The sequence below is a fragment of the Bacillus siamensis KCTC 13613 genome, assembly GCF_000262045.1.
Classification (GTDB): domain Bacteria; phylum Bacillota; class Bacilli; order Bacillales; family Bacillaceae; genus Bacillus; species Bacillus siamensis.
Genome location: NZ_AJVF01000013.1, coordinates 118,045 through 139,708 on the forward strand (window position 1 = coordinate 118,045; position 21,664 = coordinate 139,708).

16 protein-coding genes are annotated in these 21,664 nt (G+C 41.9%); 4 read left to right on the forward strand and 12 right to left on the reverse strand.

From position 1 onward, the window contains the following. Positions 1-48 precede the first annotated feature (48 nt). Together Y79_RS0100895 and Y79_RS0100905 are read right to left on the reverse strand one after the other, a co-directional pair. Positions 49-960 carry a helix-turn-helix transcriptional regulator gene (locus Y79_RS0100895; protein WP_016936003.1) on the reverse strand — a complete coding sequence of 304 codons (912 nt, stop codon included), beginning with the start codon at positions 958-960 and terminating at the stop codon, positions 49-51. 352 nt (positions 961-1,312) lie between these two features. Continuing rightward, a complete protein-coding gene (locus Y79_RS0100905) occupies positions 1,313-1,498 on the reverse strand; it encodes a hypothetical protein (RefSeq protein ID WP_016936005.1) in 186 nt (61 codons plus the stop codon). Between the two features lie 528 nt (positions 1,499-2,026). Here Y79_RS0100905 and Y79_RS1000000120515 point away from each other — a divergent pair. Continuing rightward, the gene (locus tag Y79_RS1000000120515; RefSeq protein WP_016936006.1) at positions 2,027-2,122 is read left to right on the forward strand and encodes a YjcZ family sporulation protein; all 96 of its coding nucleotides are present in this window, start codon (positions 2,027-2,029) and stop codon (positions 2,120-2,122) included. A 298-nt stretch (positions 2,123-2,420) separates the two neighbouring features. On the opposite strand, the gene ppsA is transcribed toward Y79_RS1000000120515, so the two are convergent. The 3 genes from ppsA to xylA form a co-directional block, all read right to left on the reverse strand. Further along, on the reverse strand, positions 2,421-5,018 hold the full coding sequence (ppsA, locus tag Y79_RS0100915) for a phosphoenolpyruvate synthase (RefSeq protein ID WP_016936007.1): 2,598 nt from the start codon (positions 5,016-5,018) through the stop codon (positions 2,421-2,423). Between the two features lie 376 nt (positions 5,019-5,394). Then, positions 5,395-6,897, reverse strand: a complete 1,503-nt coding sequence (gene xylB / locus Y79_RS0100920; RefSeq protein WP_016936008.1) for a xylulokinase — start codon at positions 6,895-6,897, stop codon at positions 5,395-5,397. A 115-nt stretch (positions 6,898-7,012) separates the two neighbouring features. Continuing rightward, positions 7,013-8,350 carry a xylose isomerase gene (gene xylA / locus Y79_RS0100925; RefSeq protein ID WP_016936009.1) on the reverse strand — a complete coding sequence of 446 codons (1,338 nt, stop codon included), beginning with the start codon at positions 8,348-8,350 and terminating at the stop codon, positions 7,013-7,015. A 241-nt stretch (positions 8,351-8,591) separates the two neighbouring features. On the opposite strand from xylA, the gene xylR reads away from it, so the two are divergent. Further along, positions 8,592-9,746, forward strand: a complete 1,155-nt coding sequence (gene xylR, locus Y79_RS0100930) for a transcriptional repressor XylR (protein WP_016936010.1) — start codon at positions 8,592-8,594, stop codon at positions 9,744-9,746. 112 nt (positions 9,747-9,858) lie between these two features. Here xylR and xynB read toward each other — a convergent pair whose 3' ends face one another. Both xynB and Y79_RS0100940 read right to left on the reverse strand, forming a co-directional pair. Continuing rightward, positions 9,859-11,460: a xylan 1,4-beta-xylosidase gene (gene xynB / locus Y79_RS0100935; protein ID WP_016936011.1), complete on the reverse strand. Its 1,602-nt coding sequence runs from the start codon at positions 11,458-11,460 to the stop codon at positions 9,859-9,861. A gap of 41 nt (positions 11,461-11,501) precedes the next feature. After that, positions 11,502-12,893 (reverse strand): MFS transporter, encoded by a 1,392-nt coding sequence (locus tag Y79_RS0100940; protein ID WP_016936012.1) that lies wholly within the window; start codon positions 12,891-12,893, stop codon positions 11,502-11,504. 554 nt (positions 12,894-13,447) lie between these two features. Here Y79_RS0100940 and Y79_RS0100945 point away from each other — a divergent pair. Further along, on the forward strand, positions 13,448-14,542 hold the full coding sequence (locus Y79_RS0100945) for an L-dopachrome tautomerase-related protein (protein ID WP_016936013.1): 1,095 nt from the start codon (positions 13,448-13,450) through the stop codon (positions 14,540-14,542). A 479-nt stretch (positions 14,543-15,021) separates the two neighbouring features. Here the strand turns inward: Y79_RS0100945 and glnA are convergent, their stop codons facing one another. The 5 genes from glnA to spoVK all read right to left on the reverse strand — a co-directional run bounded on the left by glnA (position 15,022) and on the right by spoVK (position 20,569). Continuing rightward, the gene (gene glnA / locus Y79_RS0100950; RefSeq protein WP_016936014.1) at positions 15,022-16,356 is read right to left on the reverse strand and encodes a type I glutamate--ammonia ligase; all 1,335 of its coding nucleotides are present in this window, start codon (positions 16,354-16,356) and stop codon (positions 15,022-15,024) included. A gap of 57 nt (positions 16,357-16,413) precedes the next feature. Next, entirely contained in the window at positions 16,414-16,818 is a 405-nt protein-coding gene (locus Y79_RS0100955) for a MerR family transcriptional regulator (RefSeq protein ID WP_007410366.1), read from the reverse strand. A 109-nt stretch (positions 16,819-16,927) separates the two neighbouring features. Further along, positions 16,928-18,193, reverse strand: a complete 1,266-nt coding sequence (locus tag Y79_RS0100960; protein ID WP_016936015.1) for a methionine gamma-lyase family protein — start codon at positions 18,191-18,193, stop codon at positions 16,928-16,930. 16 nt (positions 18,194-18,209) lie between these two features. Then, the gene (hflX, locus tag Y79_RS0100965; protein WP_016936016.1) at positions 18,210-19,472 is read right to left on the reverse strand and encodes a GTPase HflX; all 1,263 of its coding nucleotides are present in this window, start codon (positions 19,470-19,472) and stop codon (positions 18,210-18,212) included. A 128-nt stretch (positions 19,473-19,600) separates the two neighbouring features. Beyond that, on the reverse strand, positions 19,601-20,569 hold the full coding sequence (gene spoVK, locus Y79_RS0100970) for a stage V sporulation protein K (protein WP_032864740.1): 969 nt from the start codon (positions 20,567-20,569) through the stop codon (positions 19,601-19,603). 307 nt (positions 20,570-20,876) lie between these two features. Between spoVK and Y79_RS0100980 the strand changes: the two genes are divergently transcribed. After that, positions 20,877-21,635, forward strand: coding sequence for an N-acetylmuramoyl-L-alanine amidase (locus Y79_RS0100980; protein ID WP_016936019.1), 759 nt, complete (start codon positions 20,877-20,879; stop codon positions 21,633-21,635). Positions 21,636-21,664 lie beyond the last annotated feature (29 nt).

Sequence of the window (21,664 nt, forward strand, 5' to 3'; positions counted from 1 at the left end):
TAAAGTTGATGCTTATGATTATAAAAAAAGATATATGACAGCAGATCGTCATACATCTTGATAAACTTTCATTATTTTTTTGGCTTCAGCGATTTTTGATTGCAGCTGCACCGGTTTTATCATTTTAGCTCCGCTGCCAAAGCTTAAGAGAATTGATATAAGCCATCCGGCATGCAGAGGCTGATAAACAGAAATGGTAAACGTCATACTTCCATCACTGTTCATGACTTTTGACGCGTTCTGAAATTGATCTAAAGCTTTTGCCAGGGAATTATGATCAACCCAAATGACAACATCCTCAAACCCTTCCGCATTGGAGTCTGAATAAGATGAATCATCTTTCACTTTGTGACTGTGCATAAACTCTTCTTGAGTCAGCGTTATATTCATCATACGTGATACTTTAAATTCTCTAACATCTTGACGTTCTCTGCAATAACCATATACATACCAATTACGGAACTTATAATGGAGATGGATTGGTTCTGCTTCACGTGAGGTAAATTCATTTTTATTGCTGACATAATCAAAGCGTATCACCTTTTTTTCATGTATAGCTTTTCGCAGATGCCTTAAGGAATTCGGTTCTGTTCTAAGGCTTTCCAACTCAACATACAACGTTCTGTTGTTACCGCTAGTATCCAGAGATTTTAATCTATCTATCGTATGTTCAACTTCCTTATCTTCAAAAAGACCTGATAAACTGCTTAATACAGTGATAAGATTTAATACATCGTGAGATCCGATTAAACTTTTATCAAATTTGTATCCTTTCATAATCCCGAAACCGCCGTTAGCGCCTTGATATGAAACGATCGGTATTCCAGCAGCACAAATCGCTTCGATATCTCTATAAATTGTCCGCGATGATACTTGAAATTCATCAGCTAAACTGGAAGCAGATAAAATTTCATTATGTAAGAGCTTGAATATGATTGATAATAAACGTTCTAATTTCAACTCTCAATTCCTTTCCTCATCATTGATTAAGATCAGCGGTAATAGTTATTAAGATCTTGTTTTGTTCATTTCATCGACATTTCCGCCTTATAGATGGTAAAATTTCTTAAAACAAGCAAAGGAGCACTGTTACATATGAGTCTTATTATTCTAGCATCCATGCTTTTATGGGGTGCAGTGATCCACGAACTAAGCAAACCTTCCAAAAAGCAAAGCAAACGAAAAATGATCTCTTTGGTATCCTTGGGTTCTTTGTCTACTTTAATCATTACAATTTCGCTTTTTTCCAATTTGAATTGACCGACATATATCATGAGGAAACCCGCCAGAGCTTCCTCATGACACTGACGATCTACTCACTACACTTTTTACAGTAAACCTTATCAGCGAATTTACTTAACACTTTGTCCATTCTCCCCACAGGCATCATCTTCTCACTCGGAAGGGTAATATGAGCTGTCAGCCCATCACCAGATTTTAATGTTTTCCCGCAGATGGAGCATTTTAACTCTATATTAAAGAAATGTTTTAATCCCATTCAGAAGCCCCCTTATTTATCTTTATAAAAGTAATACGTTACTGCTTTATAAAAGTTTCAGGATAAAGCTTTACTCATGACCGGGGAAGTTACTTCGTTCCGGTTGATCTGTGCCCGCCCCACAGGTTAGTCATGTTTGGCTGCCAGCATTACCTTCCCCTGTGTCCAATCTTGTTCGTTCACTTTAATACGTTCTCTTCCAAAACGAAAAAAGGAAAATACTTGTTATTTGTCGTATACTGCGCTTGCCCGGGAAATGATGAATCATTCTTTCTTGGATTATTTCTCATTATCTAATTTATTTCGTGCGAGGATAACTTTGCTTCCATCGTGAAATAAAACGGCATATCCTAAAGGTTCTTACTCTCAACTAAACATGCCATAGCCTAAGGAGAACCGAAAATGATATTTCATTCATCAGCCCTTCATTTAGACAAAAACTTCATTTTTTCTCCTTTAGACTAAAATCCATGTCGAAATTTATCGTTCGGCATAGTATATACTATCCTAACAAGAGGAGGTGGCAATATGGGATACTACGGTGGAAATTATGGCGGAAGCACTTTCGTCTTGATCGTTGTGCTTTTCATTTTGTTAATCATTGTAGGTGCTGCTTTCCTTTAATAGCACATTGACGAACCATATTCGTCTCCCAAGAAAATTGCATCTCACAGTTCGGACAGACGCCATAAGATCTTTTTATGGCGTTTTCACTTTTGGAAAGAAGACCATAAAGTAAATATTTCATTTTTACTCTAAAGGTTTTTTATAGAATGCGGATTTCACATATTAATTCATTTTCGCATAAAAAAAGCCGGACTCCACCTTTAACAGGTTCCGGCTTTTCTTATTGTTCGACCTTTGTTATTACCATTGGTACAAGTGCAGAGAATACTTGATGTCCCGCTGCACACACCCGCTATTATAATATTTCAATACAGCCTTCTGTTCCATGTACGCGGATTCGTTGCCCATCTTTTATCAATTGGGTTGCATTTTCAACTCCAACAACTGCAGGTAAGCCGTATTCACGCGCTATAACCGCTCCATGGGTCATCAGTCCGCCAACTTCAGTGACCAGGCCTTTTATGGATACAAACAATGGTGTCCAGCTGGGATCGGTAAAGGTGGTAACTAATATATCTCCTTCTTCCAAATTGGCATCTTCCATGTTTAAAATAACACGTGCCCGCCCCTCTATGACTCCCGAGGAAACAGGAAGCCCTGCAATCGCTCCGGCCGGGAGATTGTCTCGTTTGTACTCGCCTGTAACGATTTCGCCGTCAGACGTGATAACACGCGGCGGAGATAGTCTTTCATATACTTTGTACTCGTCTTTTCGTGTACTGATGATTTGGTAATCCAATATATTTGTGCGTACGACTTCTTGAAGTTCTTCAAAAGTAAGATAGTATATGTCTTCTTTTTCTTGAATAATACCCGCTTCAGCGAGTTGTTCGGCTTCTTTCAGTAAAGCCTGCTTATAAACAAAATAGCGGCTGACCATTCCGTATTTTGGATATTCTCTGAAGCCGCTGAAGTTCCGGATGATGCGGATCATTCGTTCGGTTTCTTTGGCTTTTTGTTCACCATCCGGTAATTGCTTCAATCGATCTAATAACTCTTGTTCTTTCTTCAATGCCTCCTGCCGCCCTTGCTCAAATTTCTGCCGGCTGGCATTTGGCTCAAAGTTTTTGAGATTATTAAGAATCATAGGGACAAGTGCAGTTGGTTTTTCGCTCCATCGAGTTCTTGTCATATCAATTTCTCCGGCACATCGCATTCCGTACTTGTTGAGGAAAGCATAGATGGCGTCATGGATTTCCTGTCCGCCTTCAAATTTCACCAGCTCATCCAAAAAGGAATCATCTTTTACATCCTCTAAATAAGCAATTATTTCTGGATAAGGACGGATCACATCGGCGACGTCCAATAGCGCAAGCCCCATTTCTGAAGTAATATTATGGGATACAGATTGAGAAAGCGTGTCTGCTGCGTTTTTTTCACCTAACCACTCGTTCATTTTTTCGTTAATCCATAATGAAGCATCCATTGCAGTTCGAATTAATACCGAACTTTTTGGGTTAAATAAAATCTTCTTTAATTCCTGGATATCATCCAAAATAAAACGAAGTAAATCAGATCCTGATTTCGTCTGGATGTTTTGTTTTAACTCTTCTATCGATGTTTCACTGCTCTTAATCAAATCAGAAACAATTGCCGGATCGTTTTCAGTTTGATCCGGTATATCTGCATTGCCTTTTCCGGGAATCGGTGCCGTTTTATCAGGTATCGGCTTAATGAAATCACGTCGCTCTATTATGGTCATAAGTGCGTCTTTTAAGAGCGGATCGTGCTGCCCCATGCCTTTTAAGAAAACTTCTCTGACTTTAGGGGATGCCAGATGATGTGTGACATCAACAAATAGCCTTCCGCCGGCTTTACGCATGGGTGCAGAAGTCGTCAACAGAAAAAAAGACAATCCAAGGGGTTTTATAGGATCCGTCATCATTTGTTGATGACCAACAGAGATATAGACGTGATTTTCTTGATCGTTCGCTTCAGGAACGGGGTATAACGTTGTGATCGGACGACTCTGGACAATATAAAAAGTATCGCGGTCCAAACACCATTCGATATCTTGCGGCTGGCCGAAATGAGCTTCGATCTGCCTCCCGATACGTGCCAGCTGTAAAATTTGTTCATCAGTCAGTGTTTGAATCTTTTGCTGATCAAGATCAATCGCTTGTGTTTCCGTTCCGCCTTCTTTTCGTCCATAGACAGCCTTTTTTTTAGTTTCTATTCTCTTATCGACGATTTGCCCGTCCTGTACTTTATAACAATCGGCGGATACCAAGCCAGAGACCAGTGCTTCACCAAGTCCAAAACCGGCATCAATGGATAGCAGCTTTCGGTTTCTGGTCACCGGATCAGCGGTAAATAAGATCCCCGAAGCCTGAGGGAAAACCATCCTTTGGATGATAACGGATAAATAAACTTGGCTGTGATCAAATCCATTTTGCATACGGTAAATGACCGCGCGATCAGTAAATAGGGACGCCCAACATTTACTGATATGCTGCAAGATTGCATCGACACCGGTAATATTTAAATAGGTGTCTTGCTGACCGGCAAAAGAGGCATGCGGTAAATCTTCAGCAGTCGCACTAGAACGCACGGCATAGGCATGTTCTTCGCCATACTGGGAGAGATAGCAAGCAACTGCTTTAACTACATCGGAAGGAATTTCTGCTTCCATAATGGTTTGCCGAATTTCCCTGCTGATTTTACCGATTTGATCCCGATTCTCCACTTTCAGCATGGTCAGTTGATCCAACAGCGCTTGTAACGTTTCGTTTTGTTCAATGGCTTTTTGATATCCTGCTGTTGTGACACAAAATCCTTCTGGTACTTGTATTCCTTGAATTTTTGATAATTCCCCTAAATGCAACCCTTTTCCTCCAACGAGCAAAGGCTGTGTTTTTTCAATTTCGTGAATACCGAGAACCAAAGAACTCATTCTATATCTCCCCTTCAAAAAAAAATTGACAAGAGCTTTTCAGCATGATATAATCATAATATAAGATGGATAACTATGAATTTTAACACAAAAAGCACGCGTGATCTGATTATATCACCGTGTCTGTTTTTGTGCAATATAAAAAGAACCTGGCCAATTTGGCGGGGTTCTTTTTTAATTTTCTAAGGAACTCCTGAAGTTGAATGATATCTGTGAATCCATTGCAGAAAGGTATCTCCACGGAGTCAGAATGATTATCTGTTTCCCCCGACAAATGACATTATTTATTAGCAGCTTTGCCATCAAAGCTTTTTAGCTGTTAATTGTTTTTTCATTGATCTCCCGGCAAAAACACTCTCTTGACGAACCGCACTTATCATTCATTTTTCCGAAAACGCTTCAAAGCTGTATTGAGATCCTTTGTATGAGTATAAATGTTCTTATACAAATCGAATAGTGTTTTATATTTTTGAACATTTTGTTCTTCCGGATAGAATACAGCAGCCTCACGTATAAATTGCTCTGCACATTCTTCAAGGGATTCAAACCACCCGCTCCCGAAGGCAGCTAACATAGCAGCTCCCATGGCGGGACCTTGTTCGTTTTCTAACTTAATCACCCGCGTATTGAAAATATCAGCTTGCATTTGAAGCCACGTTTCATTTTTAGCTCCCCCGCCAATAGAGACAACAGAATCAACTGATTTTCCCGCTTCGCGGAATAGCTCAATTGATTCATTTAAAGAGAATGTGATGCCTTCCATTACCGCCCTCATAAAATGCTCTCTTTTATGGGACGCATCCATTCCGATCAAGCTTCCCCGAATAGATGAATCCGCATGCGGCGTTCTTTCACCAACCAAATAAGGAGTATACAGCAGTCCATTTGCTCCTATCGGAATAGCTTCCACCCCATCCAATAATTGTTCAAACGATTCGTTTGGCGCAAACGTTCTTTTAAACCAGTCTAAGCTGTATCCAGCAGCGAGTGTGACTCCCATCGTATAAAAAGAATCCTTTTTTCCATGATTAAAAAAGTGCACTTTCCCTTTAAAGTCCCTTTCTTTGTCTTCTTCACAGGAAAGTATGACCCCTGACGTCCCAATACTGCATAATGTTTTTCCGGATGAAAGGATATCGGCTCCAATTGCACCGCAAGCATTATCTGCTCCCCCGGCGTACACTTTTGTTTTTTCCATCAGCCCTGTCTCCGCCGCGACGTTCGGAAGCAGCGATCCTACGCAATCATGGGATTCAACAAGCGGAGGACAAATATCTGCAGAAATACCGAATTGATTGCAAATATCATCGCTCCACTCCTTGCGGGTAATATCTAAAAGTAACGTTCCCGCTGCATCGGAGTATTCGGTGTGAATGGCACCGGTCATACGGAATCTCACATAGTCTTTCGGAAGCAAAAAAACAGCAGTTTTTTTAAAAAGTTCAGGCTCATGTTCCTTCACCCATAACATTTTAGGCAATGTAAACCCTTCCAGGACACGGTTTTTTGTGATATCAAGCAGATGATCGCCAAATGTCTCGGTCATCCTCATACATTGAGGCGTCGTTCGGGTATCATTCCAAAGAATCGCATGACGCAGCACCTGCCCATCTTGGTCAAGCAGGACTAACCCATGCATTTGTCCTGAATAGCTTATCCCGTCTATATCTTCGGCTTGAACACCGGATTCAGAAACCAATTCAGCCAAGGCATCAATTGTTTGCTGCACCCAGTCTTCGGGATTTTGCTCACTATACCCCGCCTTCTCTTGAATAAGCGGATATCTTTTGGACGTTTCTGCACAAACCTTGCCGTTTTGATTGACTAAAATGGTTTTAACGGCGCTCGTTCCAAGATCTATCCCAATGACATACTTCATTTTTTCACTCCTTTCCCTCTCAATAGGTCCCCATTGAAACTTCCCGCCAGAACGGGAAGTTCCGGGGCAGCTCGGCTTTCCCTGCTAAAACTTTTTAGCGGATCAAGCTTCTTTGTTATACCTCTAAAATGTATTGGTTCAATATCGCTTTTAACCGCTCCTGTCTCCCTGATTCGTTTTTAATTGGCTGATTGTTTAGCGCATATTGCTCAAGTGTCTTAAAATCAGCTCTTCCTTCTGCAATTTCAAGACCGATCCCTTCGGTAAAGCTGCGATAGCGATGCTGAATCACATCTTCAAACACACGGTCTTCGATTAATTTGTGAGCGACTTTCAATCCCCTTGCAAATGCATCCATCCCTGCAACATGGGCATAAAGTAAATCATCAGGCTCAAAAGAAGATCTTCTGACCTTTGCGTCAAAGTTTAATCCGCCGCTTCCAAGGCCGCCATTTTGCAGGATTTCGTACATGGCTAATGTCGCAGAATATAAATCTGTCGGAAATTCATCTGTGTCCCAGCCTAAAAGCGGATCACCTTGATTCGCATCAACAGATCCAAGAAGGCCATGCACTCTCGCCATTCGTAATTCATGTTCGAATGTATGCCCGGCTAATGTGGCATGATTGGCTTCGAGATTTAATTTAAAATGACTGTCTAAGCCATATTGCTTCAAAAAGGCAATGGTTGTTGCTGCATCTGTATCATATTGATGAGTGGTCGGCTCTTTTGGTTTTGGTTCAATCAAAAATTGCCCTGTATACCCGATTTCCTTCGCATAATCCACTGCCATATGCATGAATCTGGCCAAATTATCAAGCTCAAATTTTAAATTCGTATTTAACAATGTTTCGTATCCTTCACGTCCGCCCCAAAATACATAGTTTTCGGCGCCGAGCTCTTTTGCTGTTTCCAGCCCTTTTTTTACTTGTGCTGCGGCATACGCAAACACATCTGCATTGCAAGAAGTCGCGGCACCATGGACGAAACGGGGATTCGTGAACATGTTTGCAGTATTCCATAATAGCTTCACGCCGCTCGTTCTCATGTATTCTTTCATCATGCTCACGATAATATCTAAATTTTGATTTGTCTCTTTTAACGTACTTCCTTCAGGTGCGATATCCCGGTCATGGAAAGCAAAAAATGGCGCATCCAGTTTTTCAAACATCTCAAATGCTGCTTCTACCCTCGCTCTCGCCAGATCCATGCCTTTATAACGATCCCACGGTCTTTGCATCGTAGCTGCTCCAAACATGTCTGTACCGTCAGCGGTAAATGTATGCCAATAAGCAATAGAAAACCGCAGGTGCTCTTTCATTGTCTTTCCGCCGATTACTTCTTGAGGATTATAATATTTAAATGCTAAAGGATTCGTGGAATCTTTCCCTTCATAAATCACTTTGTTTACGCTTTCAAAATAGCCGGCTGTACCGGAATGAGACTGAGCCATGACATTTCCCCCTTAAAAATAAATTCAAGCGCATTTTATGTCATATTCGCATGTTAGTTTGTTGCTTAAACAAACTAACATATTTTCATCTTATATAACCTCATCAGTATTTTCAATATTTTTTTTAGTTTTTCACGAATACATTAGATATAATAAGGTTGGATTCGCTATGTGTGACGCTTAGCATGATAACACAGAAAACTCAACTTAATTTAAAGATTATACAAATGGAGTGGATGAAGTGGATATCGCTGATCAAGCCTTTGTCAAAAAAGTAAACCAAAAGTTATTATTAAAAGAAATCCTTAAAAACTCACCTATTTCAAGAGCAAAATTATCTGAAATGACCGGATTAAATAAATCTACTGTTTCATCACAGGTAAACACATTAATGAAAGAAAACCTTGTATTTGAAATCGGTCAGGGACAATCAAGCGGCGGCAGACGACCTGTCATGCTTGTTTTTAATAAAAAAGCAGGATACTCCGTAGGAATAGATGTCGGGGTCGATTATATTAACGGCATTTTAACAGACCTTGAAGGGACGATCGTCCTTGATCAACACCATCATTTGGAATGCAGCTCTCCTGAAATAACGAAAGATATTTTAATTGAGATGATTCATCACTTTATTGCGAATATGCCGCAATCTCCATACGGGCTTATCGGTATAGGCATATGCGTTCCCGGATTAATTGATAAAAATCAAAAAATTGTTTTCACTCCGAACTCCAACTGGAGAAATATTGACTTAAAACCTATCATCCAAGAGAAGTTCAATGTGCCTGTTTTTATTGAAAATGAGGCAAATGCCGGCGCATATGGAGAAAAAGTATTTGGCGCTGCAAAAAATCACGATAACATGATTTATGCAAGTATCGGTACAGGGATAGGGATCGGCGTTATAATCAATAATGATTTATATAGAGGGGTTGGCGGATTCTCTGGAGAAATGGGACATATGACAATAGACTTTAATGGTCCGAAATGCAGCTGCGGAAACCGGGGCTGCTGGGAATTGTATGCTTCAGAGAAGGCTTTATTAAAATCTCTTCAGACGAAAGAAAAAAAAGTATCCAATCAAGATATCATAGACCTCGCCCATCTGAATGATGTTGGAACTTTACGTGCCTTACAGAATTTCGGCTTCTATTTAGGGATAGGCCTGACCAATATTTTGAATACATTCAATCCGCAAGCCATCATTTTAAGAAACAGCATCATTGAATCGCATCCTATGGTTTTAAATTCAATTAGAAGCGAAGTGTCGTCCCGGGTTTATTCCCAATTAGGCAATAGTTATGAATTATTACCATCTGTTTTAGGAAAAAATGCATCGGCATTGGGAATGTCCTCGATTGTAATTGATCATTTTCTTGATATGGTTAATCATTAAGTTTTACGCTGTTTTTTTCATGCTGAACAGGAGTATTTCTGAAGGAATTTTTCACATAGGACATGATATGAAAAAGGAGTTCTAAAATAGAAGCTCCTTTTTCTTGTGCGCATTATTTTTCTTTATAACGAAAATATCTGAAGTCAGCCGGAATGTGGTGACCGCTGGTATCTTGGCACTGCATCCCTACAAAAGCTCCTGTAAAGAATCCTCCTCCGCGGATGTAATCATCTGATAATTTTTTCGATTCTAATGTAATGTCAATTTTATGCCAGTCTTCTTTGTTAAACGAATAGAAATAATAATATTTTTCCTTTTCGATATTCACTTTTAAATAGACATACTTTACTTCACCGGGGATCACAATTTTATTTTTTAATGGCTGTGAAAAAGAAAAGTTATCACATATTGTTAATTCAAGAATACGGCCGAGTTCTTCATCATGCGTGACTTGAAGAGCCGTCCAGTTCTCTGTATTGTAATAGTTCACCAATCCAGCGGCTTGTTGAAAATTCTCCGGGAAAAACGCTACAGCTGTTTCCGCTTCAAAATGGAGACTTTGCCAGCGTCTGGCTACAAATGCCTGAGTAAATGCCGAGGTTAATGATTCATGGCCGTATAACCGCAAATGATTTGGCACTTGAGTCAATGAGCCTAATTCTTTCGTGAACGGAATCCTTAACGTTTGAAAATTGATATTTAATGTTGAGTTCTCGAATTCATCAACTTCCGGGTACGTTGCTTCAAATATGGTTTCAGGAATAGAAGGCGCTTCCACCTCCAAACTTCCCTCTTTTCCGCCAGCTACATAAGGCCATTCATCTTTCCAATAGAGTTTTTGAATAGCTGTTTCTCTGCCCAAAGGACAATAACCTCGCTGCTGAAAAATTGAATCATCGTCCGGATGAATAGGACGCCCCGTTAAATGAGCTAAATACCACTCACCTGTATGTGTTTGAACGATGGATGCATGCCCGCATTTTTGCAGCAGATTTTCCGGATCATGCCATGACGTTAAGATAGGATTATCAGGATGAACTTCATATGGCCCCTCAATATTTGCAGAACGGGCAATTGTAGCAGCATGTTCGAACCGCGTTCCTCCTTCTGCAGTTAATAAATAATAATAGTTCCCGATATGATAAAGGTGCGGCGCTTCTGTCAGCTTTCTTTCAGTTCCTTTAAATATCACTTTCGGTTTACCGATTAGTTTTTGCTCCTTATCAGAATATTCCTGCATGACAATGCCTCCAAAGGAGTGCCGATCAATACGCTGATCCCATAACATATTTAATAAATATTTTTTTCCATCCGTATCATGGAACAAAGAAGCATCAAATCCCGAGCTATTTAATGTGATCGGCTCCCCCCAATCACCATCAATCGTGTCACAAGTCACTAAATAATTGTGGCAATCTTTCCAGGCGCCATCTACTACCTTAACATCCGTATAGATCAGCCAAAACTTTCCGTCGCTGTAACTTAAACATGGCGCCCAGACCCCTCCTGAATTAGGGTTTCCTTTCATATCTAATTGCGAAACTCTCTGTAATGGATGTGCAACTAAGTGCCAATTCACTAAATCTTTTGAGTGGTGTATCTGGACTCCCGGAAACCACTCAAATGTAGATACGGCGATATAATAATCCTCTCCCACCCTGCAAATACTTGGATCGGGATTAAATCCTTTAAGTACCGGATTGATAATCTTCATCGGAACGCCTCCTTAGCTATTTTCTGTTGACTCATCATATTTTAAGCTTTGAAATCATCAATATGATCCAAATAAACCTTGTCTCTATTCTCTAATTCTCGAACCATGTTTTTATATTTTTTCTCATCTAAGTTATAGAAATTAATATCAATCATGGCTAAAACCAGTAAGAACACGGGAATAATGGTGGTTGTAATTAAAATTCCCGTCAATGCCTCCGCCGTTTGCACCTGATTTGCCACATATCCAAACTTATCTAAAACCAGCCCAGGTATAACCCCTCCCAAGGCCATGCCGAATTTAAAGAAAAATCCGATAATAGCATATATGAGCCCGCCCATTCTTTTCCCGGTTCTGTACTCTCCATATTCTATTGTTTCAGGAATAAGCGCCCACATATATCCCCCGGCAGTGAGACTTCCGGCAGCAGCCAGTAATCGAAAGGAAAGGATAAGGAATACATTACTTGACGGAACAAACAGTAAAGCTAAGAGGCCGATCATATTCAGTAATAATGCGTAGTTTAGTAATTTCTTCTTCCCCAATAGTTGATGAAGCTTTGGAATAAAAGGTAAAATGACCAGAGCGGGCAAACTTCCTAACAAACCGTACCACTTCACTAAATCCTCTCTTCCTAAGTTATATGTCACGTAATAGATGCCGACCGAATTACTTATTGAATTCACTCCAAAAATAATAATAAAGAAAATACTTAATACCACAAGCGGCCGATTAACACGAAATTGCTCGAATATATCCGAAAATTTAATTTTTTCTTCAGATTTTTGAAGAGTGACACGCTCTTTTGTGCTTTTAAAACAAAAGATTAAAAGGCCCCCGCCTATGAATCCCATAATGGCCATGGTTAGCTGCCAGCCAAGAGATTCGCTGCCGGAAGTATCGCTTAAATAAGCAGCCAGTAAGGGAACAAAAAATGCAACGACAAGCCCCCCAAGATTCGCAAATAACATACGGACAGATGTTATACTAACAACTTCTTGATTATTTCTGGTCATGGCAGAAGTTAACGCGCCATACGGAACGTTTATCGCTGTGTATGTAAGCGACAAGCCGACATATGTGATATAGGCATATATTAATTTCCCCATATCTGAAAAATCGGGGGTTGTAAAACAGAGGATGGCCAGTATGACAAATGGAAAAGCTCCGAATAAAAGATACGGTCTGAAGCGCCCAAACCTGCTATTTGTTCTGTCTACTATAGTTCCAATAAAAGGATCAGCGAGGGCGTCGATGATTCTGACCACTAAAAACATCGTACCGGCGGCGGCTGCCGATAAACCAAATACATCTGTATAGAAGAACAAAAGATAAGTAGACACCGTTGCATAAATTAAATTACATGCAAAATCCCCAGACGCATATCCAACTTTTTCAGCCATGCTAATCTTCTTTACATTTTCACTGAGCATGATTTCCTCCCCTTTTCGATCTTTCATAAGGAACCAGTATGAAAGGATATAACATGTCTTCAAATTTATTGGGCAGTGCGCACTTCATAAAAGCGCTTTCATAAACTGATAGCAGATGACTTTCACAGAGCGTTTTCCTCAGATAAATAGTGATCAGATGGCTGCAATTTCATCTTATATGCCCGGAAAGGATAAAAGCCCCGTGCTTTCGTTTTTTAAATTCTTCTTTCGAGCCCCTTATCCCCCTCCCATCATGCATTTAAATTACGGGTAATTTAATCGGATTCCTTAGTTTGTTGCGTAAACAAACTAACTTGATTTAATCTTATAAAATCTGATCTGCTTTTTCAACTCCTTTTTCAGAAAATTTAAAACCGGCCAAGGGCATACCATAGTGTAATCGCCAACTGCTTCGACAGACGTATAAGTAAAAATCCCTTGTGGCTGACTGATCATCACCTTTTCGTTTAGAAAAACGTATTAATAAACAGGCACTAGAAAAAATGCGAATCATATATAAGTGATATCCCGTTTAATTGGTTGAGGAGGATATTATGAAACCTATGCTGCCTTTTGAAAAGTATTTCGGTGATTTAGAACTGGTTTATGCATTTTATGGAGCTATGCCTACCGGTGTTACGGTTTCGGAAACTGGTCGTATTTTCATTTGTTTTCCGAAATGGGGAGACGATGTTAAATTTACGGTGGCGGAAATAGTTGGGGATAAATTGCAGCCCTATCCTGATTTACAAACCAATTTGGTTAACCCCGAGACTATCAAAATGAGTTTCATCAGTGTCCAAAGTGTAGTTGCTGATGGAAGGGGAACGCTTTGGGTACTAGATACAGCGGCGCCCAATTTTTCTGAACCAATTAAAGGCAGGGCAAAATTAGTCGCTGTTGATTTAAAAACCAATACAATCAGAAGAGTGTATACCTTTACAGAAGATGTTGTCCTGCCAACAACTTACCTGAATGATGTCCGATTTGATTTTCGTGTTGGAACTGCAGGTTATGCCTATATAACGGATTCTTCTTCCAAAGGACCAGGAGCGATTATCGTCGTTGATTTGGAAACCAGAAATGCATACAGACGGTTAAATGGAGCAAATCCAACTTCACCGGATTCCTATTTTATACCGAAAGTAGAAGGCAAAATTTTGATGAATCGTAACAGGGATGGTTCAACTTCCCCATTTAGGCTGGCCTCCGACGGTATTGCGATTTCTCCTGACGGAAAGGTATTATTTTTTTGTCCACTGACCAGCCGCCATTTGTTCTCGATCTCAACAGAAGCCCTGAGAGATAGAAATATACCGGACATGGATTTACTTTATCATGTGGCGTATTGGGGAGAAAAAGGTGCGTCTGATGGAATGATTACAGATGCAAAAGGAGCCGTTTATGCCGGAGATTACGAGAACAATAGTATTCGAAAAATACTGCCGAATGGCACAATGCAAACCATCGCACATGATCCGCGTATTTTATGGCCGGATACTTTTTCGATTGGTCCGGATGGATACTTATACGTCATCGTGAACCAATTACATCGGCAGGCTAGATTTCATTATGGAAAAGACTTACGACAGAAACCTTATAGTTTACTTCGTATAAAAATCGATGAATTACCTGCTCCTTCCTATTGAAAATGAAAAATGAAGGAAATCATATAATATCCTCATTAAATATAAATGATTATTCGAGCCGTTTATAATCGGCCTGTTGACGTATATAAGAAAAAAACAGACCTCCCTTGAGCCTCAGAACCTGAAGGAATAGGTCTATCATGAATATCAGCTGAGCAAGTCCTTTGATGGGCAGCTTTTATTACAGAGCCGGGGTGATACCAACACCCTGGTCTTTTTATTAAGGGAAAAACACTGTAATCCGTCTGTATTTTACAGTTTGTGACGCTGTTCTTCTTTTTGATCTGGGGCAACAATGAAATGTTTACAGGGACTATTTGGACATAAAAATATAACCATCACTTCAGACGTGGACTCCCATGTCTCAGAGAAACTTGAAAATTCATCAGTTGATGGTTATGAAGAATATATATGTTTAGTATTTTTGGCGGTCAAAAACAAAAATCCCCTGACACCAATAGTGCCAAGGGATTGAGAGATTAATACTGAGACATGTATTGTTCGCGCTCCCACGGATGAACCTGTGTGCGGAACATATCCCATTCGATTTCTTTTGCTTCGATGAAGTGTTCGAACAGATGCTCACCGAGAGCTGCAACCATGACTTCGTTTGATTTGAATTCGTCGAGAGCTTCCGCAAGTGTCGCCGGAAGGTCTACGATTCCGCTTTCCATGCGCTCTTCTTTGCTCATGACGTAGATGTTGCGGTCAATCGGAGCCGGCGCTTCAAGTTTATTTTTGATTCCGTCAAGGCCTGCTGCAAGCAATACGCTTAATGCCAGGTACGGGTTTGCCGCCGGGTCTACACTGCGGACTTCAACACGCGTGCTGATGCCGCGGGAAGCCGGAATACGGATCAGCGGGCTTCTGTTTTGCGCGCTCCATGCCACGTAGCAAGGTGCTTCATAGCCCGGAACAAGGCGTTTATAAGAGTTCACTGTCGGGTTTGTGACAGCTGTAAAGCTTGTCGCGTGTTTTACGATACCGGCAATGAAGTGTTTTGCTGTTTCACTCAGCTGAAGATCAGCGTCTTTATCAAAGAATGCGTTAACGCCATCTTTGAAGAGTGATAGATTACAGTGCATACCGGAACCGTTTACGCCGAACAGCGGTTTTGGCATGAATGTCGCATGCAGACCGTGTTTGCGGGCAATCGTTTTGACGACAAGTTTGAAAGTTTGGATGTCGTCACAAGAACGGATGGCACCGGCATATTTAAAATCGATTTCGTGCTGGCCGGGAGCGACTTCATGGTGAGATGCTTCGATTTCAAAGCCCATTTCTTCCAGCTCAAGCACGATATCGCGGCGGCAGTTTTCTCCCAAGTCAGTCGGAGCCAGGTCGAAGTATCCGCCTTTATCGTTTAATTCGAGTGTCGGTTCGCCTTTTTCATCTAATTTAAACAGGAAGAATTCAGGCTCAGGTCCAAGATTGAAATCGCTGAAACCGAGTTCTTTCATTTCTTTCAGAATCCGTTTGAGGTTGTTACGCGGGTCACCTTCGAACGGGGTGCCGTCCGGATTGTAGATATCACAGATGAAGCGTGCTACTTTACCTTTTTCAGCCGTCCATGGGAAGATAACAAATGTGTTCAGATCAGGATATAAGTACATATCAGATTCTTCGATGCGGACAAAACCTTCGATGGAAGAACCGTCAAACATGCATTTATTATCAAGTGCTTTTTCAAGCTGGCTCACAGGAATTTCCACGTTTTTAATCGTTCCGAGAATGTCTGTAAACTGAAGGCGGATGTACTTTACGTTTTCCTCATTTACTAATTTTACGATGTCTTCTCTTGTGTACTTTGCCATTTCGTAAAACTCCTCCTCTAAAAGGTAAATGTATATAGCAAAACAGTTGCTAACGGATTAATGAAAGAATCGGGACATATCACCTTGGCGGAAGGTGTTCCCCCGCTGGAATCGGCCTGCCTGCATCAGTTCGTTTTTCAGAAGCTTTCTGAGTTCGTCGTCAGACAGATTGTGCTTCATCGGTTTGGCAGTTTTTTCGGATTTTTCTTCCGGTTCGGCAGATGCCTTATCCAGAATTTGTTTGATCCCCGCCATATTGACGCCTTGTTCAATCAAATTTTTGATTTCTAACAGTTTATCTACATCATGGAATGAAAATAATCGTCTATTTCCTTCGCTTCTCGCTGGAAATATCAGTCCATTTTCCTCATAATATCGAATTTGCCGGGCAGAAAGTTCTGTTAACTGCATGACAATTCCTATTGGAAATAAAGGCATTGAGCGGCGAATGTTATCACTCATCTCAATTTCCTCCTTTTCTTATCTTAGTCTCATTATAGGTGATGTTATATTTTGTGTCAACACAATGTAAGGAATCTTAACATCAAATTCTTTGAAAATTGCAAACGGCTCAGATCAGCCCTTTTTCCATTAGAGCATTAACTGCGCTGCAAATCGCATTTTTCACGTGCGCATAGGTTAATCCTCCTTGGACATACGCGACGTAAGGCGGTCTGATAGGGCCATCTGCCGATAATTCAATGCTCGCCCCCTGTACGAAAGTGCCCGCTGCCATAATGACATCGTCTTCATATCCTGGCATATAGCTCGGATAAGGCGTGACATGCGCATTAATCGGGGACGCATATTGTATCGCCTGGCAAAAAGCGATCATCTTATCAGGGTCCTGAAACTCAACAGATTGGATCAGATCCGTTCTCGGCGCATTCCATGCAGGGTTTGACGAAAATCCCAGCTTTTCAAGAAAACGGGCGGTAAATACCGCTCCCTTCAAGCTTTGCGCCACTACGTGCGGAGCGAGAAAAAAACCTTGATACATTTCCTGCAGTGAATACAGCGATGCGCCGGCTTCACTTCCGATTCCCGGTGAGGTCATCCGGTAAGAGCAGGCTTCAATCCACTTGGCTTTCCCCACAAGGTATCCCCCCGTTTTGGCAAGACCGCCGCCCGGGTTTTTAATCAGGGAGCCGGCCATAAGATCCGCTCCGACGTGACAGGGTTCCCGCTCTTCCGCAAATTCTCCGTAGCAATTGTCCACAAAAACAATGACATCTTCTTTGATTTCTTTTACGAAACGAATCATCTCTTCAATCTCATTTATCCTGAAAGACGGGCGGTTCGCATATCCTTTTGAACGCTGAATACCGATCACTTTTGTATTCGGACGGATTGCAGCACGGACCGCTTCGAAGTCCACTTTGCCTTCTGTGGTTAAATCGACTGCATGATACCCGATTTGAAATTCCTTAAGCGAGCCTGAATACTCCCCGCCTCTCACCCCGACAATTTCTTCGAGTGTGTCATAAGGCTTGCCTGTGATATAAAGCAATTCGTCTCCGGGTCTCAGCACACCGAACAGCGCGATTGAGATCGCGTGCGTCCCCGAAATGATTTGCGGTCTCACAAGCCCCGCCTCTCCTCCGAACACATCAGCATAGATCTCTTCCAGAGTATCCCTGCCGATGTCATCATAACCGTATCCGGTTGAAGGTGTAAAATGCGTATCGCTTACTTTATGCTTTCTGTAGCTTTGCAGGACTCTCCATTCATTCCGTTCACTGATTTCTTCTATTCTTTTATGAACGGCGGCGATTTCCGCTTCTGTTTCTTCGGCGGTTTTTTGCAATAGAGTGCCGTGTGTCAGTGTCTCAAACATGTTGTGTATACCTTCCTTACATGAATTTCTTCAGTTCTCCAAGTATGCTTTGTTCTTCTTGCACATAACCCGAGACTTCGTAGCGTTCATTTTCTTCATTAAAATAAAGGCTGTCGATCATAGTCTCTGATTTAATGCGCGACATCAATTTGCCTTCAGCGGCGGGTACATGAACTTCATACGGCGTCATCAGCTCACGGCGCAAATAAGCTTCGATTTCCGCTTTCAATTTCGCTTCATCCCCGGCGATTCTGGCGCTGATCATGATGTGGCCTTCTCCTGCTGTCGGAATGAAGTCAGGAAGTGTTTCATCCCTTTTGTTATAAGCAGTTAACACCGGAATATCATCTGCTTCAAGCTCTTTTAACAGTCCGAGAACAGTCTGTTCATGCCCCGCGTAATCTTCATTGGAAGAATCAATGACATGAATGATCAAGTCAGCTTCCTTCACTTCCTCAAGCGTTGAACGGAAAGCGGCAATCAGCGTCGTCGGCAAATCCTGAATAAAGCCGACCGTATCAGACAAAAGGACGCTGTAACCGCTTGGAAGCGCCATCTTTCTTGTCATCGGATCAAGAGTTGCAAACAGCAGATCTTCTTCATAGCTGTCTGAGCTTGTTAATTTATTGAACCACGTTGATTTCCCGGCATTGGTATAGCCGACGAGCGCCGCCTGAAGCACACCATTCTTCTTTCGTCTCTCCCGATAACGGCTTCTGTGGCGGATAACCGTTGACAGCTGCACGTTAATTTCGTGTATGCGGTTTCTAATGTGGCGACGGTCTGTTTCAAGCTTTGTCTCACCGGGCCCTCTCGTCCCGATTCCGCCGCCTTGTCTGGAGAGATTGATTCCTTGTCCGCTCAGACGCGGCAGTGCGTATTGAAGCTGGGCCAATTCGATCTGAAGCTTTCCTTCCCTCGTCTTCGCCCTTTTTGCGAAAATATCCAAAATAAGCTGCGTGCGGTCGATGATCTTCGCTTCAATTGCCGTGGCGAGTGATTTAAGCTGGCTCGGTGACAGTTCATCATTAAAAATGACCAGATCCGCTTCAAGCTCTTCACACAGCGCCTTCAGCTCGTCTACTTTCCCCTTGCCTATATATGTAGCGGCATCCGCTCTGTTCCGTTTTTGCGTAATCCGGGTCAGTACCGTTCCGTCAGCCGTTTTTGTCAATGAAGCGAGCTCGTCCATGGAATGTTCAAAGTGCTCGTCGGTCATGTGCGGAAGCTGGCAGCCGACTAAAATGACCGTTTCTTTTTTTTCTTCCTGTTCGTTCAAATGGATGTTCCTTTCTGTGTCGTATTGGGCAGTAGTACTATCATACCAAACCCGCAGGACGTATACCACACATCCGGCGGGTTTTAAAGAGAGAAATAAAAAAAGGCCTCTCAAACCGGCTGAGAGGATTATTCATGAGCTGCCGTGTCATCTTTTATAAATAAATCCTGACTCTTGATCGTCATCAGATCGTTTTTTAAGTATTGGTCCCCCATTAAAAGCCTCATAGCCTGAGCGCGGATTGATTTTTCAATCACATTTCTGACAAAGCGTCCGTTGCTGAATTTAATGGGGCTTGTCGTGCTTTTCACCGTCATTAAGTAATCTTTTAGCTTCCACTCGGCTTCCTGGCTTAATTGATACTCCCGCTCCGCTATCATGCGCTTTGCAATGTCCATCAGCTGAGCGACAGAATAATCCGGAAAATCGATGCTGATAGGAAAACGCGATTGCAGGCCGGGATTTAATGACAGGAAATGTGTCATTTCTCTCGAGTACCCTGCCAGGATCAGAATAAATTCATGCTGTTTGTCTTCCATATGCTTGACAAGCGTATCAATCGCCTCTTTACCGAAATCCTTTTCTCCGCCCCTAGCAAGTGAGTATGCTTCATCAATGAATAAAATGCCCCCGAGCGATTTTTTAATCAGATCTCTCGTTTTTTGCGCCGTGTGACCGATGTATTCACCGACCAGATCGGCACGTTCTGCTTCGATCAGATGTCCTTTGGAAAGCACGTTCATTTCGAAGAAAAGCTTGCCGATCAGTCTCGCGACGGTTGTTTTTCCGGTGCCGGGATTGCCTTTGAACATCATATGAAGAGCTTGCTTTCCGACTTTCAGCCCTTGTTCGGCCCGTTTTTGGTTGACGAATATCCACGCGTAAATTTCTTTAATGTTGCGCTTCATTTCTTCCATACCCACTAATGTGTTCATTTCTTTTTCAATTTCTTTCAGAATGCTGTGCTTGGCTTCATTTTTTTGCAGGGCGGCCTGATATTCCGCCTCAGCTTCCGCATTTGTCAGCACTTGCTTTTGGCCATTAAGAATGATGTTAATTTGTCCGTTGTTTTTATAGGTTACAGCGCGCTCCAACATGCTCACCTCTCTGTTCTCTCTTTATCTTATTCATGATAAAGGCGTTCCGTGACACCCGCCTATCATCATGAGGCCCGATTACCCCTTTTATCTGTCGCATTTTCCGTTCTCTTCGGGAATGATGCTGAATCCTGCGCTTTCCCGAGAAATATTTTTCATTTCTTATTGTATTCAGCTGAAACGGAAGGACAAACCATTTATTTTTATTTTCCGGGAAATGCTGGGCGGATTTCTCATTTTTTTCATGAATGACAGCCGTACAAGCACCTTTTAAATATCATCATATGCTGTAATGAGGTGATGGAGAATGGTTAAAATTTTTATAGACCCCGGTCATGGCGGAACTGATTCAGGCGCAACCGGAAACGGGCTTCAGGAAAAAGCGGTCACGCTGGAGATCGCGCTGGTTTTGCGCACGATTCTGACGAATGAGTATGAAGGGGTTTCTGTCACGATGAGCAGGACAAGCGATAAGACGGTCAGTCTGACGGAAAGAACGGATGCCGCCAACAGCTGGGGCGCAGATTATTTTTTATCCATTCATATTAACTCAGGAGGCGGAACCGGATTTGAGAGCTATATTTATCCCGGTGTCGGAGCGCCGACTTCGACTTACCAGTCAGCCGTTCACACGCAAGTAATCCAAGCATCCGGTTTTAATGACCGAGGGAAAAAAACAGCCAACTTCCATGTGCTGCGGGAGACAAGTATGCCGGCGATTTTGACGGAGAATGGTTTTGTTGATACGGCAGCTGATGCAAATAAACTGAAAACAGCCAGTTTTATTGAAAGCCTTGCAAGAGGACATGCCAAGGGCTTGGAGCAGGCTTTCGGGCTAAAAAAAAAGACTGACTTGTATAAAGTGCAAATCGGCGCTTTCAATGTGAAAGCAAATGCTGATGCGCTTGCCGCCAATGCGGTGTCTAAAGGTTTTGATGCGATTGTGCTTCCGAAAGACGGCTTATTTAAAGTACAGATTGGCGCATTCTCTTCCAGAGATTATGCTGAATCTTTAGCAGCGCAGGCCAAAAAAGCGGGATTTGATACTGTCATTACGTTAAACTAATGAAAAACCCCTGTTCTCCCTTTTTTAGG